The 16,065-nt window shown below is 50.4% G+C and carries 11 protein-coding genes and 1 pseudogene; 9 read left to right on the plus strand and 3 right to left on the minus strand.

Annotation, left to right across the window (positions count from 1 at the left end):
• Positions 1-131: 131 nt before the first annotated feature.
• From H70357_RS33505 to H70357_RS33530, 6 genes are all read left to right on the plus strand, one after another.
• Positions 132-1,052, plus strand: a complete 921-nt coding sequence (locus tag H70357_RS33505; protein WP_038598111.1) for an ABC transporter permease — start codon at positions 132-134, stop codon at positions 1,050-1,052.
• Between the two features lie 15 nt (positions 1,053-1,067).
• The gene (locus tag H70357_RS33510; protein ID WP_038598113.1) at positions 1,068-1,952 is read left to right on the plus strand and encodes a carbohydrate ABC transporter permease; all 885 of its coding nucleotides are present in this window, start codon (positions 1,068-1,070) and stop codon (positions 1,950-1,952) included.
• Positions 1,953-2,002: 50 nt separating this feature from the next.
• On the plus strand, positions 2,003-3,670 hold the full coding sequence (locus tag H70357_RS33515; RefSeq protein WP_038598115.1) for an extracellular solute-binding protein: 1,668 nt from the start codon (positions 2,003-2,005) through the stop codon (positions 3,668-3,670).
• Between the two features lie 135 nt (positions 3,671-3,805).
• Positions 3,806-5,647, plus strand: coding sequence for a sensor histidine kinase (locus H70357_RS33520; RefSeq protein WP_038598117.1), 1,842 nt, complete (start codon positions 3,806-3,808; stop codon positions 5,645-5,647).
• A 3-nt stretch (positions 5,648-5,650) separates the two neighbouring features.
• Entirely contained in the window at positions 5,651-7,186 is a 1,536-nt protein-coding gene (locus H70357_RS33525; protein WP_038598119.1) for a response regulator, read from the plus strand.
• 176 nt (positions 7,187-7,362) lie between these two features.
• The gene (locus tag H70357_RS33530) at positions 7,363-9,963 is read left to right on the plus strand and encodes a family 16 glycosylhydrolase (RefSeq protein ID WP_038598121.1); all 2,601 of its coding nucleotides are present in this window, start codon (positions 7,363-7,365) and stop codon (positions 9,961-9,963) included.
• Between the two features lie 80 nt (positions 9,964-10,043).
• Here H70357_RS33530 and H70357_RS37260 read toward each other — a convergent pair.
• Positions 10,044-10,142, minus strand: a pseudogene (locus H70357_RS37260) (DUF7660 family protein); the annotation flags it as partial.
• Between the two features lie 369 nt (positions 10,143-10,511).
• On the opposite strand from H70357_RS37260, the gene H70357_RS33535 reads away from it, so the two are divergent.
• The 3 genes from H70357_RS33535 to H70357_RS33545 all read left to right on the plus strand — a co-directional run bounded on the left by H70357_RS33535 (position 10,512) and on the right by H70357_RS33545 (position 14,014).
• Positions 10,512-11,195 (plus strand): response regulator transcription factor, encoded by a 684-nt coding sequence (locus tag H70357_RS33535; protein WP_156130984.1) that lies wholly within the window; start codon positions 10,512-10,514, stop codon positions 11,193-11,195.
• Entirely contained in the window at positions 11,188-12,558 is a 1,371-nt protein-coding gene (locus H70357_RS33540; protein WP_038598123.1) for a sensor histidine kinase, read from the plus strand. Before H70357_RS33535 ends, H70357_RS33540 begins: the two co-directional genes overlap by 8 nt.
• Before the next feature lie 88 nt (positions 12,559-12,646).
• The gene (locus H70357_RS33545; RefSeq protein WP_038598124.1) at positions 12,647-14,014 is read left to right on the plus strand and encodes a S41 family peptidase; all 1,368 of its coding nucleotides are present in this window, start codon (positions 12,647-12,649) and stop codon (positions 14,012-14,014) included.
• 338 nt (positions 14,015-14,352) lie between these two features.
• Here the strand turns inward: H70357_RS33545 and H70357_RS33550 are convergent, their stop codons facing one another.
• Both H70357_RS33550 and H70357_RS33555 read right to left on the minus strand, forming a co-directional pair.
• Positions 14,353-15,114: a MerR family transcriptional regulator gene (locus tag H70357_RS33550; RefSeq protein ID WP_038598126.1), complete on the minus strand. Its 762-nt coding sequence runs from the start codon at positions 15,112-15,114 to the stop codon at positions 14,353-14,355.
• On the minus strand, positions 15,089-16,015 hold the full coding sequence (locus tag H70357_RS33555; RefSeq protein WP_038598128.1) for a DUF2268 domain-containing putative Zn-dependent protease: 927 nt from the start codon (positions 16,013-16,015) through the stop codon (positions 15,089-15,091). The genes H70357_RS33550 and H70357_RS33555 overlap by 26 nt, the downstream gene beginning before the upstream one ends.
• Positions 16,016-16,065 lie beyond the last annotated feature (50 nt).

Here is a 16,065-nt window from a genome sequence, read left to right on the forward strand (position 1 = left end):
ACCACAGCATAATGCATTTCAGTGCCCGGCCCGAATGAATCCAAAAAAATGGGATAGGGTCAAAAATCATGCCCTTTTTTTCCCGGGTCTTTTTTCTTACGATGAAAAGGAAGGGGGGGGGGACACGAGACATGTTTCAATTTCAAACGAAACAAATGAAAGCGTTTTTTAGACAGTGGCAGATGCAAAGCATGGTCATTCCGGGAATCATCTGGATGTTGATCTTTTGTTATTTTCCGATGCTGTGGCTCATTATCGGCTTTATGGACTATAGTATCGCGAAGCCTATGCTGGAGTCGCCGTTTGTCGGACTGAAGCACTTTCAGGATTTTGTGACGGACGACCGGTTCTGGCGTTCGATCCGCAATACGCTGGGGATGAGCAGCATCAAGCTTGTGCTGGGGTTTCCGATTCCGATTTTGTTTGCTCTGCTGCTGGGCGAAATCCGCAGCCTGCGCTTCAAGCGCACTGTGCAGACCATTTCGTACCTGCCGCACTTTATCGCCTGGACGATCTTCGGCGGCATCGCGCTCAACTGGCTGGGCGAAGGTGGTGTGGTCAACCAGCTGATGATGACACTCGGACTGCAGAACCGCGAAATTCTCTTTAACAGCGACCCGAAATATTTCTGGTGGATTACCTTTTTTACCGATACGCTGAAGGAAACAGGCTGGAGCGCCATCATCTACATCGCGGCTATATCCGGCATCGACCCTGGTCTGTACGAGGCCGCAGAGCTTGACGGAGCGGGCCGCTGGCAGCGCATGTGGCACATTACCGTGCAGAGCATCCGTCCGACCATTGCTATTCTGTTCATCCTCGCCGTCAGCGGTATTCTCGGCAGTAACTTTGAGCAGATCTTTATGTTAAAAAACAATATGAACATGAAGATGGCCGAGAGTCTCGATCTCTATATCTATAACATGGGACTTGTGTCGGGGCGCCATTCTTTCTCAACAGCCGTTTTATTTGCCCGTTCCATCGTGGCGCTGGGGCTGCTGTTTATGGCGAATCAGACATCCAAAAAATTAACTGGCGACGGCATTTTCTAGAAAGGGGGCCAACCGGTGAAAAGACGCTCAGGACTAAGGGGCATCGGAGTATTTGAAGTCTGCAACGCCCTCCTGATGCTAGGGGTATGCTTTCTGACGCTGTACCCGATGTGGTTCGTGCTTATTAACTCGCTTAACGCGCTGGAGCAGGCGTTGCTGGGCACCGTCAACTGGTTCCCGGAGCAGTTCTCGCTGGCCAGCTACAGCGTCGTATTTAACGACAAGACAATGATGAACGGGTTCGTAATTACGACCCTGCGCACTGTAATCGGGTCGGCTGCACATGTCTTTTTTACCGCCATAATAGCTTACGGCATGAGCAAGACGACGCTGATCGGCCGCAAGCTGTATATGAAAATCGCCCTGATTACCATGCTCTTTTCAGGCGGACTCATTCCAACGTTTATCCTGATGACGAAGCTGGGCCTGTACGACAACTTCTGGGTATTCGTCATTCCCGGCATGTACAGCTTTTTCAATATGGTCATCTTCATGAGCTTTTTCCGCACCATTCCAGACAGTCTCGAGGAATCGGCCAAGGTAGACGGGGCATCAGATTACGGCGTGCTGTTCCGGATTGTACTGCCTAACAGCATGGCTGTAATCGCTACCATCTCACTGTTCTCAGCAGTCTATCACTGGAACGATTATTATCAGGGTGTTATCTATATCCGCTCGCAGGAGATTCTGCCTTTGCAGACCATTTTGTACAAAATCATTGCCGAAAACTCCATGTCCTTCATGCAGCAGCAGGCGATGGCCCAGTTCGGGGCAAGGCTGCCCGGCAACTCCATAAAGTTCGCCTCCATGATGGTGGCTACCCTGCCGATTCTGGTGTTCTATCCCTTCATTCAGCGTTATCTGGTCAAAGGGGTGATGATCGGCGCTATTAAGGGGTGAACCGATTCACTAATCAGTAACTTACAAAAAACCGAAAGGATGATCTTCTTATGAAGCGTAAACCCGTTAAAAGAAGTCTGACTATCATGCTGACCTTGATGCTGTCGCTGGCTCTGGCCGCATGCAGCGGCAATTCCGGCAATAATGAAAGTGCCCCGACCGCGCAGCCGGCAGACTCCACACAAGCGCCGCAGAACGAAGCAACGCTGAATCCCGATGAGCCCGCATGGAAACTGGATACGAGTCCAATCGATTTAACCTGGTTCGTCGGTGCCAACTGGTACGCCCACTCCTGGGGCGAAAGCTTGACCTCCAAGTACATTACAGAGAAAACAGGCGTCAATGTTAAGCTCGAAGTCCCTTCCGGCGAAGCGAACGAGCATATCACCTTAATGATGACCTCCGGCCAGCTGCCGGACCTTATCTCCATGGGATCATGGGAAACCGCTGTCAAAAAACTGTGGGAAGGCGACCATGTCTATGCCTTAAACGAACTGGCAGACCAGTACGATCCTTACTTCTACAAGGTGGCGGGCGACGGGACCCTGAAATGGTACCGGCAGGAAAACGGCAACACCTATGGCATTCCGAACGACTCCTACAGCCCGAACCTGATGCATGAAACGGGTATGACGGCGGCCAACCAGACGTTCCTTGTCCGGAAGGATCTGTATGAAGAAATGGGCAGTCCGGACCTCAGCACCCCGGAGGGCTTTCTGAACGCGCTGCAACTGTTCAAGGATAAATATTCGAAATATAAGGGCCAGCCGATGAGCCCCTTCTTCGCCCAAGGCAATGTGCCATACGGCATGACTGAATATCTGCATAATCTGTTGGCCATACCGCACGAGAAGGACGGAAAAGTATACGACCGCGTAACCGATCCTGAATATATTGCCTGGCTGAAAACATTCCGCACCGCTTACGAGCGCGGGCTGATCAACGTAGACTTCCTGGTGGATTCCGATACGCAGGTGGAGGAGAAAACGAATAACGCGCGCTATTTCATGATGATCCGCGAATGGTCCGGCATGACGGCCGTAAATCCGATGCTGGCTGCCGGCACCAATCCCGATTCGTATTATATCGCTGTGGATGGACCGCAGAACAGCAGCGGCGACAGCGCCAAGCTGTTCCCCGGCAATATGGACGGCTGGATGGTGACAATGATCAGCAAGTCGACGAAAAATCCGGAACGGGCCATCCGCTTCCTGACCTATCTCTCCAGCGAAGAAGGGCAGCACGATCTGTTCCTCGGCAAAGAAGGCGAAACGTGGGAGACGGTGGACGGCAAGCCTCAGCTCAAGGCTGATATGCTGAACCTGATTGAGAGCGATATTGAGACGCTGGAGAAGCAGTATGGCGTGCTCGATACGTACTGGATGATGCGTAACCCGGTTATCGTTAACCAGTGGAGACCGGAAAAAGCACCTGTGATCAAGCAGATGGAGGACTTTGCCAACGCTCAGGCCGATATTGACAGCGGCATTTACAAGGGGCTGGACCCGCTGGGCGATTCCGAGGTTGCAGTAGCCTGGTCACGGATTTCACAGAACTGGGAGGAAGTGCTGCCGGAGCTGATTACAGCCAAGGATGAGGCTGCGTTTGACAAAATCTTCGCAAGCTTCCTTGAGCGCCGTGACAGTTACGGCTTCCAGCAGGTAATGGAGTTCCGCCAGACCGAGCTGGATGTGCGGAAAGCGAAAATGGCCGATTAACAGCACTGCCGGCTGCCTGAGGGCAGCCGGTCTTGCCTGCTTACGCAGGGGTTTCAGCAAGTTCGCTCATTCTCCTGTTTACCTGCCTGAAGGTTTGTAATCCATGGTATATTACAAATGTAGGGAGGTATGGGAATGAAGGCTGTATGGATGAAAATAAGGAAGCTTTACCGCAATTCCCGTATATCACAAAAATTATTTCTGGCTTTCAGCCTGATGATTGCCATTCCTGCCATTGTGGTATCCTTCCTGTTTATCCGGGCCCAGGAAACCCAGCTCTACAAGGACGCCATGGCCACTGGCAGCAGCCACGTCTCGCGCCTGGAGGAACAGCTGCGCAGCCGCATGGATATGCTTGAGAACGCTTCCTCAACAGCTCTGACGCAGAAAGCATTTGTGGACTTCATTCATTCCGATATGCGGACCGACGGTCTGCGGCTCGTCAAGTTCAGGCAAAATCAATACGAGCAAATGCATAATATTATTCAAAGCTACGACATGGTTAGCGAGCTAAGCTTCTATGTTGACAACCCGAATCTGTACGAGATCTGGCCGGAAATCTATCATTATGACCGCTTCTGGCCGCAGGACTATTGGAGGTCGCTGCGTGAAGAGAACGGAGCTGCTTACCGCTTGTTCTCCCTTCAGGACGGAGAGCATACGTTATCCTACTACAGATTGGTGCGCCTTCAGGGACAACAGTACAAGCGGCCTACCATCATGGAAATCCGGACCCGGCACAGCGTCTTTTTCAGCAATCTTTTGGAGGAGGAGACAGGCGGTAATTTCTTCTCTGTTGTCATGGATGGGACCGCTCCTTCACGCCATGTTTATAATACCTCGCATGCTTTTGCCCTGGACGCAGGCGGGCAGCTGGATGAGATCCTTACCCGCGTTCACGGGCAGCTCGACGTACTGCAGCATAACAATCCCGTCGAGGTCCGGGCCGGTGATCAGACCTATTATGCGCTATACCGTTACATCGCACCGCTGGATGCCTATGTCATTGATATCGCTTCCCGCCATGATCTGATGAAGGGGCCGCGAAGCTGGTACCTGCTCGTCGTGGCCATTACATCCTGCGTGCTGCTGATGCTGCTGCTGTTAGTTTCATATATGACCCGGCGCATTTTCCGCCGTCTGGAGATGGTACTGGCTTCCATGCGCAAGGTGCGCAGAGGCCAGCTTGATGCCAAGATCCATACAGGTCTTGGCGACAATGAACCCGGCGATGAAATCGACTATGTCGCCGTCAGCTACAACAACATGCTTGATGAAATCCAGCGCCTGATGACCCAGGTCGTCGATAAGCAGCTGATCGCCAAAAACGCACAGCTCCATTCGCTCCATTCGCAGATTAATTCCCACTTCCTGTACAACGCACTGGAGTCGATCCGGATGCATGCGGAAGTGGAGCGGCAGCCGGCCATCGCCGGTGCGTTGGTGTCACTCGGTTCGCTGCTGCGTTACAGCATGCAGTGGCGGGGCGATACCGTCAGTCTCGGGGATGAGCTAGCCAATATTCAGAGCTATATCCGCTTCATTAACTTTATGGAAGGCAGCAGCTTCGAGCTGCGGGCGGACCTCCCGCCTGAGGTGCTGCGCTACCCTATTCCGAAAATGTGCATGCAGCCCATTGTGGAAAACGCCGTACATCATGCGGCGCCCCCGGGGGGCAGCGTGGTCATCGAAATTAACGTAACCGTGGAGAACAACCTCATGCTTTTGATTGAAATCCGCGACAACGGCACCGGCATCAATTCTCAGACGCTCAGCAATCTGCAAGAGGCGCTGGAGGATGAGTCGGATAACCCGATTGTCGCCAGCCAAAACGGCCTAGGATTAGAGAATGTGCACAAACGGCTGCAGCTGCACTACGGCAAGGGCAGCGGCCTTTCAATTGATAGCATACCGGGCGCCTATACATGCGTCACGATACGGTTGCCTTGGGAACAAGTCAATCTGGGGGGATGGTAAAAGTTGATTAATCTGCTGATTGTGGACGATCAGAAGCATATCCGCGACGGCCTGCAGGCAATGGTGCGCCAATTCCCGCTCCAGCCGGACAGCATTTACTGCGCGGGGAATGGCATAGAGGCGTTGCAGCTGCTTCGCCAGAACAGCATCCAGCTCGTCATTACCGATATCCGCATGCCCGATATGGACGGACTGACGTTGATGGCGCACGCACGGGAAGAGCACATCACAGCTGATTACCTGATCATTAGCGGATACGGCGATTTTGCTTATGCCCAGAAGGCGATCGAACTGGGGGCGAAGGGCTATTTGCTCAAGCCGGTGAACCGCGAGGATCTGCAAGCCTCGGTTGAGCATGTGTGGCAGGAAATCCGGACCCGGCAGGCGCTTACGCACAACATGGAGCAGCTATCCCGGCTCGCCCGGGAGACGGACCGCAAGGAACTCAGCCTTTACATGCAGGGCTCCGCAAGCGATGAGGTGTGGGTGGGCGAGACGGAGCAGCAAAATGCGGAGCTATGGCGCAGCTACCGGCTCTGCCTGCTGCGCGAGGAGCGGCGGATTAACCAGCCGGGTGCCAGCAGCGCCCACAGCATGGAATCCATCGCCTACCGCGTGTATGGCAGTGAGGGCTGCCTCTGTCTTCAGCACCGGCCGCACCTGATATTAGCCGTTGATGCCTCTGTTCCTACCGACAAGCTGCCCACCGCTCTCAAGACCGCACAGATTGGCGCTACAGCCATCATGACTGGGCTGCAGCAAGGGTTAAAGGTACTTCCCTGCGCCTACACCGAGGTCCAGGAGTTATACCGTCACAGCTATTTATTCCCCGAGCTACGCTGCATGCTGCCGGAGAACATCGCGGGGCTTATGCAGCAGTGGCAGCTTCCCCATGAGGAGCTGTACGCTTTGTTCCGTTTCATTGGAGCTAACAACGACAGCAAAATCGCCGAGGGCATCTCGATGCTTTTTCACAAAGATGTGCTGCAGCGTTATCACATTCAATATACCGATCGGTTATGCCGGGCTGTGGTGCAGATGCTGGAGGAGTACGAGTGGGTGATACGACCTTACATGGGGGAGGATGCGCTCGATATTGAATCGCTGCGTAACCTGTATGACTATCCGGGTATCCGTGATTATATTCAGGCGCTGCAGCATCAGATGCTGCGTCTCAACCATTTCTATTACGAGTTTAAGTGCAGCTACCGTAACTCGCAGGACCTGAACGAAGCGATCCGCTTCATCCACGAAAATTACCACAAGCCGCTTGATCTCGCCATGGTTTCCAACCATGTGTCGCTGAACTACGCTTACTTCTCCAACCTGTTCAAAAAGAATGTCGGTAAAGGGTTCGCTGAATACTTGCGTGATGTACGGCTGGATAAAGCCCGGCGGCTGCTGGCCGAGACGGAATACAAAATCGTCGAGATCACGCCGCTGGTCGGGTATGAAAGCTACAAAAGCTTCACCCGGGCCTTCCGCGAAGTCATGGGTATGCAGCCAACGGAATACAGACAGATGATCCGGCGGAAATAAGTGTACCGATCCCCCTTTATGGGGGATTTTTTGGGTTCATCCTGCCTAAAGCCAAAATAATGGGCCTTCATATAAAATCCTGTACCTTTAACCGAATTATTCCATTGGTTAAAATATAGATGTAATAATCTGTAAGCGTTTTCTATTGTGCCAAACGATTCTAAAGGAGGGCAAGTATGAAACGAATGTACAAGACTGAGATTAGGTTTACACGCAAAGTATGGAGCCTGTTCCTCGCGCTGGTGATGCTGTCGGGCATCGGCTTGTTACCAGCTTCCAGGGTTCAGGCGGCGGGCAACACTGTAACGTCCATGGCTTATTTCTCGGCGGCAGACGGGCCGGTCATCTCCAAATCCGGAGTGGGGCAAGCCAGCTTCGGGTTTGTTATGCCGGTCTTCAATGGAGGCGCCGCCAGCTGGAGCGACGTTTCCGGCGATGTGGGCGTTAAGGTGAAGAAAAGTGGCAATTGGGTAGACATCGACAGCGCAGGCGGTTATGTCTATAACCAGAACTGGGGACACTGGAGCGACGGCGGCGCGAATGGCTACTGGTTTACGCTGACGGCCACCACAGAAATTCAGCTATACTCCAAGGCCAATAGCGGAGTTACACTGGATTACATGCTTGTGTTCCAGAACGTTAACACCGCAACCATCACGTCGATGACGCCGACGCAAGGGCCGGCGCTTACGGCGGGCTTCACCGGCAGCGCAGGTTTTACGTATCCCATCTTCAACAACAATCCGGGCCTCATCTATGATGCAGTAGCTCACGATCTGAAGCTGTCCGTCAAGCCTGTTAGCAGCAGCCAGTGGATTAACATCGACAACAATGCGGCCAGCGGCTGGATCTATGACAGCAATTTTGGCCAATTTACTGAAGGGGGCGGCGGTTACTGGTTTAAGGTAACAGAATCGATCAACGTCAAGCTGGAGTCGAAGACCTCTTCCGCCAGCCTCATCTACACCATTACCTTCAATCAGCCTGTCCGCAATTCATTCGTCCTCTCCGCTTACGACGGTACCACCTACACAGCGGACAAGAGCGGCGCCATCGGCTTCCCGTTACCTAAGATTGACGGAGGCGCACCGATTGGCAGCGAACTAGGCAACTTCGTGTATCAGATTAAAATAGGCGGGCAATGGATCGATCTCAGCAGCTCCGGCCAGAGCGGATTCGTCTACGCGGGCAACGGATACAATAACATGTCCGCCGCCAACCAGTGGGGATACTGGGCAGACTACGTCTACGGCCTCTGGTTCCAGCCGATTCAGGAGAACATGGAAATCCGTATCGGCTACCCGTTAAACGGGCAGTCCGGCGGAAACGTCGGCAGCAACTATGTGTATTACAACTTTATCGGCAACCCCAATGCACCGCGTCCCGATGAAACCGACCATGAAGACATTGCCATCGGGACACCAAGTGATCCGGCCATCGCCGGCATGAACCTCATCTGGCAGGATGAATTCAGCGGCACCGCACTCGATACAAGCAAATGGAATTATGAAACAGGCTATTACATCAGCGATGATACTAACAGCTGGGGCTGGGGCAATGCAGAGATGCAGCACTACACGAACAGCACACAGAACGTATTCGTGACTGGCGGACAGCTGAACATCCGTGCCTTGAACGATCACCGTTCGTTCCCGCAGGACCCGAACCGGTACGCGGAGTATTCCTCCGGCAAAATCAACACCAAGGCTCATATGTCCCTTGAATACGGCCGGGTGGACATCCGCGCCAAGCTGCCTACCGGCGACGGCATCTGGCCGGCGCTCTGGATGCTGCCGGAGAATTCCGTATACGGAGCCTGGGCTGCATCCGGCGAAATCGACATCATGGAAGCCAAAGGGCGGCTGCCCGGCACCACCAGCGGCGCTATCCACTTCGGCGGCCAATGGCCGGTGAACCGCTATATCGCCGGTGAGTATCACTTCCCGCAAGGGCAGACGTTCGCGAACGATTCCCACGTCTATTCTATGGTGTGGGAAGATGACAACATCAAATGGTATGTAGACGGCAAATTCTTCTTCAAAGTAAGCCGTGAGCAATGGTATTCTGTCGCCGCGCCGAACAATCCCGACGCACCGTTCGATCAGCCGTTCTACCTCATCATGAACCTGGCAGTCGGCGGCCATTTCGACGGTGGCCGCATACCGGACCCATCCAGTATCCCGGCTACAATGCAGGTGGATTATGTACGGGTGTACAAAGAAGGCACAGGCGGCGAAAATCCCGGCAACGTTCCAGTTAGCGGAGTCACCGTCACACCGTCCTCTTCCCAAGTAGAGGTAGGCAAGAGCGTCCAGTTAACTGCGGGCATAGCGCCTTCGAACGCTACCAACAAAGCGGTCAACTGGTCAGTCTCCAATCCCGGCAGCGTAGCCGGCATCGCGCCGGGCGTTGTCACCGTAACAGCCACAACCGCTGACGGCAGCAAAACGGCCGCCAGCACTATCACCGTCGTCACGCCGGCACCCGGCACCGTCGTCATCGGTGACAGCGTGCGCGGCCTGAAGAAGACCGCCAACAACCTGCAATTCTACGTTAACGGCGCGACCTTCGCCGACCTGCACTACAAGATCAATGGCGGCGGCCAGATCAACGTTGCCATGACCTCTACAGGGAACGGCAACTTCACCTACCCGCTCCTCAACCTGCAGCAAGGGGATACAGCGGAATACTCCTTCACCTACAACCCGGGTCAAGGAGCGCTCGACACGCCTTGGCAAACGTATGTGCATGGATTGACGCAGGGGGTTCCGGAGTAGGGATTATGGCGGGATGAGCTGATTAAGCGAAATGCAAACAACCAAGCGATGCCCCCGGGGCAATGCTTGGTTGTTTTTACCTACTCATATATCTTTGAAGCGTATAAAATATCAGCAAATGTCTTCCAAGTTGGTTGTGATGGAATATTACTATAATCAGTAAGCCATGCTTCCATCGCTTCAAGATAACGAAGGGGCCAAAGGCCTTTCTCGCGCCGGGCATCAGCCTACCAGACCCGCCCCCTCCACCTCAAGCCGCTTTTAGCGTACCTGTACGCGATCGGGGTAACAAACGGTTGATTACGGAGTATTGAATCGTTTTGCAACGGCCCCCCTTTCTGTGTAAGATAATAGTGAGGGGACTTGTCATTATGACGATAGGGCTTCCGTTCAATGGAAACCTTTCTTTAATGATAGAAAGTTCGGTGAAGCGTTAAACCGAATTTGGCAAGAAAAGCTTCAGCTTGCGCAGGGTCATTCCTCACGGAGCGGGCTTCGAATAGATGCTTTTCTCATGGCAGGGAAAGTTAGTACGAGGTGAATGAAGATTGCCGACGATTATGGTAGTGGATGACGACGCCTATGTCCGCGAACTGGCAGGGCTGTTATTAAGAGACGAAGGTATGGACGTCGTAGAGAAAGTGGATAGTCTCGAAGCCTGGGATTATTACTTGCATCATTCCGTCGATTTAATCATTTTGGATATTATGATGCCCGGCATGGACGGTTGGGAGCTGTGCAGAAAGCTGCGGGAGGCCGGGGACAAGCCGATACTGATGGTCACGGCCAAAAAGGAGTCGCTGGACAAAGTCAAAGGCTTTCGATTGGGGACGGACGATTATTTGACCAAACCTTTTGATCCGATGGAGATGGTTATGCGGGTCAAGGCACTGCTCAAAAGGTATCGGATCGCTACCTCCCATATCGTGAAGCTCGGTCGAGTCATTCTCGATAAAACGAGCTACCAGGTTCACTTTTCTGATACGGGCGAGGAATGGGCTCTTCCTTTAAAAGAATTTGAGCTGCTTTACAAACTGGCCAGTTATCCCGGGCAAATTTTTACGCGCGACATGCTGATCCGCGACATTTGGGGTTACGCGTACAATGGGGATGAACGCACCGTGGACACGCATGTCAAACGTCTGCGCGACAAGTTTGAGCAGTATGCCGAAGATTTCCGCATCGTAACGATGCGCGGCATGGGCTACCGTCTGGAGGCGTATCATGATTAACTCGCTCTATGCCCGCGTCGTGTTAACGTTTCTGGGGGTCGTCATAGTCAGCCTGCTCTCGGTTTTATTCGTTCAAAGCTATTTCTACAAAGGCCATATCGAAGCGACAGTGGAAGAGAAGATGATTGGCAATGCCCAAATGATCATTCAATTATATAAGAAATTGGCTCCGAAGGATGCGAAGGCTTTCGTGGAAGTAAGCAATTCTATGCCCTTTTATAAGATACGGTTTTATGACAGCGCGGGAACGCTGCTGAACCCGGGGAGCGCTGCTCCAGACCGGCAGAAGGATCAACCGTATCTGCAGCAAGTGCTCAAGCAAAACAAAATTTATCACAACGGGTCCAGCGAGGATGACGAGATTACGGTTGGCCTGCCTTTTGCGCTGAACGGTTCGCCGCACGTCTTGTTGGTTACGACCCAGACCAGTTTTGTCCTCGACGAAATCGATTCCTTGATCCGGTATCAGCAGCTGTTTACTCTCGGTTTGGGAAGTATTCTGGTGTTGATTGCTGCGCGGTATATGGTCAGGCCCATCCGGAAGCTGACGCATGCAACGCAAAGAATGGCCAGGGGCGATTTTAACGTTGGCCTGTCTACCAAACGTCGTGACGAAATTGGACAGCTTACCCTAAGCTTTAACGCGATGGCGGCTGAATTGGGAAGGATGGATATGCTCCGTCGGCGGTTTGTTTCCGATGTATCCCACGAAATCCAATCTCCTCTAACGTCGATCAAAGGATATACCCGTGTGCTGAAGATCAAGTCCATGGACGAGAAAACCCGTATGCGGATGCTGAATATTATCGACGAGGAGAGCGACAGGCTGTCCCGGCTGTGCGACGATCTGCTGGAATTGACCAGCCTGGAGCACGAGCATGCAAAGCCCGCCCCGCAAAAGTTTCGTCTCGACGAGCAACTGCGCAAAGCTGTCATTCGCCTGGAACCGCAATGGTCTGCCCGCAATCTGGATATGCAACTTATGCTGGAACCGATAACCATTGTGGCGGATGAAGACAAGATGAATCAGGTGTGGAACAACTTGCTTGGCAATTGCATCAAATTTACCGCCGATCATGGAAAGATAATGGTGGAGTCCTTCAAGAAAAGCGAAAGCGCAGTCGTCCGAATGACGGACAATGGAATCGGCATACCTGAGGAGGAAATCAGCCAAATTTTCAAACCGTTCTACAAAGTGGATAAAGCGAGAAACCGCAATGTTAGCGGCAACGGAATCGGTCTTTCCATCGTGAAGCGAATTGTCGATCTTCATCATGGAAAAATCGAAGTGTCCAGCAGATTGGAGAGCGGAACCTCCTTCTCGATCACACTTCCCCTCGAAGATACAAAGCCCGAATTGTAATCCTCCGTTCAAACTGAGGACAAATTCGGGCTTTATACTATCCTCGAAAGGTCAATTTTATATTTTTTGATCAGAAGGAGGACCAAAAATGAAAGTATTGATTGCCATCTTGACCCTCCTGACATTCAGCATGTCGGGAACCTATGTCCAGGCGAAGGAGAACCAGAAGCAGCCGCCCCCCGCAACCGCAGCCGCCGAGCGCCAGCTTTGGCAATCGAAAGGGTATGGCCATATATTCGAAATAGAAGGCCAATCCGTTAAGGTCTACGGCTACACCAAGGACAGCTTGGTACCGTTCGGGAAAGGAAATATCGAGAACAACGGCGACATTTATATTAATGAAATTTACGACAACACCAAAACCCAGGAGCAATTTAATGCCCCGCGATATCTGATGGGCCGCTTCGTTAACGGCAGCTTGACCGATGGCTTGGGGTACGTGCAGCATCTCAAACGGATCGATAATCTTCCCAAGGTGAAGTATAACGGATTCAGCAATGATCCCGTGCAAAATTTTGAAGTATTCTGGCAATCCTTTGAAGAGAATTTCAGTTTCTTTCCGCTCGTCAAAGTGAATTGGAAAGAGGTGTACAAAGAGTATCGGCCCAAAGTTAGCGCCGCTACCTCCGAGAAGGAACTGGAGGACATTTTGACGCAAATGTTCCAAAAGCTAAACGACGGACACAGCGTCATATTCGGTAAAAAGGGTATGATCTTCTCCAAGTCCAAAGTTGAGCGAGAGGAATTTTTCGAAGCCAATTCGAAGTCGATGCAACGAAACGTCGAAGACGGATATATGAAAGGGGCGGTAAAGAGCAAGCTCGACGGGCGCATTGTTTATGGCCAAACGAAAAGCGGCGACGCATACATCAAGCTGATTGGTTTTGACGAGTCCGATCCGCAGAAAATTGACCAAGCGCTGGCGGAAATGGTGCAGGATCTGGCGAACTGCCGCAACTTTATGATCGATATGCGCTTTAATGAGGGGGGCGAGGACTTCTTCGGGTTGAAAATAGCCGGCTTGTTTGCCGAGAAACGCACGCTGGCGTATGCCAAACAGGCCCGAACAGGCGGATACGAGCAATTCTCCAAGCCTACGCAGGTATATATTGAACCGGGAGCAAAGCAGTTTTCAGCTGACAATATTGTGGTGCTGACCAGTCCGATAACGGTAAGCGCCGGCGAGACAGGGACGATGGCCTTAAAAGCATTGGACAAAGTAACGGTTATCGGGGAAAAGACGTGCGGATACTTTTCGGACATGCTGCTTAGACTGTTGCCGAACAAACAGTTATTCTCCCTGAGCAACGAACGCTATACATCGCCTGACGGCACTAATTACGAGCAGCGCGGCCTACCGCCGGACGAAAAGATCATGATCAAGCAAGCCGATATTGCTGCCGGCAAGGACCCGGTGATGAACCGAGCCTTGGAATTGCTTAAAAAGAAGCCATAAGGGATCCCTTTCACTCATCGGGACTCCTCCAATGGGATAAAACACAAGCCCCTGGCAAATGTAGATGCCGGGGGTTTTTTGGCGTTCATTCCGCAAAATCACCGGGTATTCCGAAGCCATTCCGTAAGGCGGACGGACGGATACCCTTTTCTTTTTCGGCCATCGGATTTGCAGATTTGCAGCAGTAGAAAAACCAAGAATGCCCACGCTGATCATTGTGGCCATTCTTGATTTCGTGTACACTTCTATTTTTTCACACTCGTGATGATGTATTTATTCTTTTGACTTGAACAATCGTTACTCCGCAGCACCTACTTGGTTGCGCCCTTGATACCGCGTTACATTTGATTGATATGATGTATAATTGCATGATATAAAAATTCGGCTAAATCTCCATCGCTATATTGATTTATATAATTATTGAATCGACTATCTATTTTATACGTATTTGCAATGCATGTTAACATTTCAGAATCACATGCCATAGATTGTTCGAGATAACTTTTCCATTCTGTGATTAATTGCTGCACTTCATTTGAAGAAGGGGATTGATGAATACAGGATGCTATTTTTCTGAATACCCTTTCCATGTTTTGTTCAAATCCAGAATATAGGCCCGCTTTTTCATTAGGAGCGAGTTTTTCCATCTTCTCCTCGAACTCCTTGTATGCCTCTGTTTCTCCATAGATGAATTTCGCTTCATGATCATATTGTTCTTGTAATGGTAAAATAGATGAATCATTAAAAATTCGTAAGTTGTAAATATCCTTCCCCGACACATACTCATCCAATGCAGTAATGATTGTTTCTAATTTTTGTTTTCTCGATATTAAAGTTTGGCTATGCTTTTTTAATATTTGCTTCTGCTCTTGTTTCGCAAGCTTCAAAATATCCGCTATTTCCTTCAGGGAAAAGTCCATTTCCTTTAAAAATAAAATCGTTTGAAGTTTTTCTAAACTGTTTCGATCATAGAGACGATAGCCTTTTTCTGTTAAGTAAGTCGGCTTAAATAAATTTATTTTATCGTAATATTGTAAGGTTCTAGTGGTTATGCCTGTAATTTTAACGATATCTTTAACCGTTAATAATGGTTTCTTCATCCCAAAATCCTTCTATTTCGTCTAGTATTTGATTGGCAGGTGTAATCGTTGCTTCAAAGATCGTTTTCCCTGCTTTATCTAAGTAGTATTTAATTAAATAATAACCACAGGCATAACCAGCACTATAAGGCATATTGACCGGATCATAGTTTTGAAGTTTTGCTATTTCGTCACCATAAAGATACGGTGCAATTTCATCAAAGCCTGTTAGTTGTAATTGTTCCTTGAGCACAGGCTTAATATGCTTATTAAGCGTTTCTGGATTTGTTTTCGACACCCAAGGGCCTAGTAGATCTTCCCCAAAGATGGAAGTAGCGAAGTTTTCTGCTAATCCTTCACTTACGATTAATTCACCTAAGGTAACGGTATGATCCCATTGAATAAATTGATACCGAACATTATGGTTACATTCGTGTGCTAAAGCAGCCTTCATTCGAGTTATTGTATATTCATTTGGCACAAGTGTACACAATATGTAGCCAGGAATACCCCCATCACCACTATATCCTTCACTTAACATTAATGAAGGGCTTTCCGGGTTCCCTAATTGAATGGTAAATAAGTAATCGGCTACAGATAAGCTTACTCCATGCTCTGTAAATAAATGAAGGCTTTTCTTTACAGCATTTTCACACTCAGACCAAAAAGAATCGGACGAAATTAAACTTATTTCTGTTGAAAGCTCATTTGTGATCTGATTAGGAGAGATGTTCATTATATTATTCAAAGTAATAACATCAAAACCATTAGACTCCTCAGCTTTAAAAGGAATATGTTGGATTTCCCATTTTTTCATAAAAGGAGCCAACATTTCTTGTCTGAATAACTCAACCTTTTCCTCTTGTGGAGCTTGTGCAACTTTTCGGTAAATTATATCTGAACGTAATGACTTTATATTCATAACTTTCACCCCTCGTTTATTATAGTGAAAATTATGCACTATGACGTTGC

Source organism: Paenibacillus sp. FSL H7-0357 (genome assembly GCF_000758525.1).
Lineage (GTDB): Bacteria > Bacillota > Bacilli > Paenibacillales > Paenibacillaceae > Paenibacillus_AQ.

Excerpts from the sequence above, each read along its gene's own strand:
- H70357_RS33505 (WP_038598111.1), top strand. The coding sequence starts at position 132 with ATGTTTCAATTTCAAACGAAACAAATGAAAGCGTTTTTTAGACAGTGG.
- H70357_RS33515 (WP_038598115.1), top strand. The coding sequence starts at position 2,003 with ATGAAGCGTAAACCCGTTAAAAGAAGTCTGACTATCATGCTGACCTTG.
- H70357_RS33520 (WP_038598117.1), top strand. The coding sequence starts at position 3,806 with ATGAAGGCTGTATGGATGAAAATAAGGAAGCTTTACCGCAATTCCCGT.
- H70357_RS33530 (WP_038598121.1), top strand. The coding sequence starts at position 7,363 with ATGAAACGAATGTACAAGACTGAGATTAGGTTTACACGCAAAGTATGG.
- H70357_RS33540 (WP_038598123.1), top strand. The coding sequence starts at position 11,188 with ATGATTAACTCGCTCTATGCCCGCGTCGTGTTAACGTTTCTGGGGGTC.
- H70357_RS33545 (WP_038598124.1), top strand. The coding sequence starts at position 12,647 with ATGAAAGTATTGATTGCCATCTTGACCCTCCTGACATTCAGCATGTCG.
- H70357_RS33550 (WP_038598126.1), bottom strand. The coding sequence starts at position 15,114 with ATGAAGAAACCATTATTAACGGTTAAAGATATCGTTAAAATTACAGGC.
- H70357_RS33555 (WP_038598128.1), bottom strand. The coding sequence starts at position 16,015 with ATGAATATAAAGTCATTACGTTCAGATATAATTTACCGAAAAGTTGCA.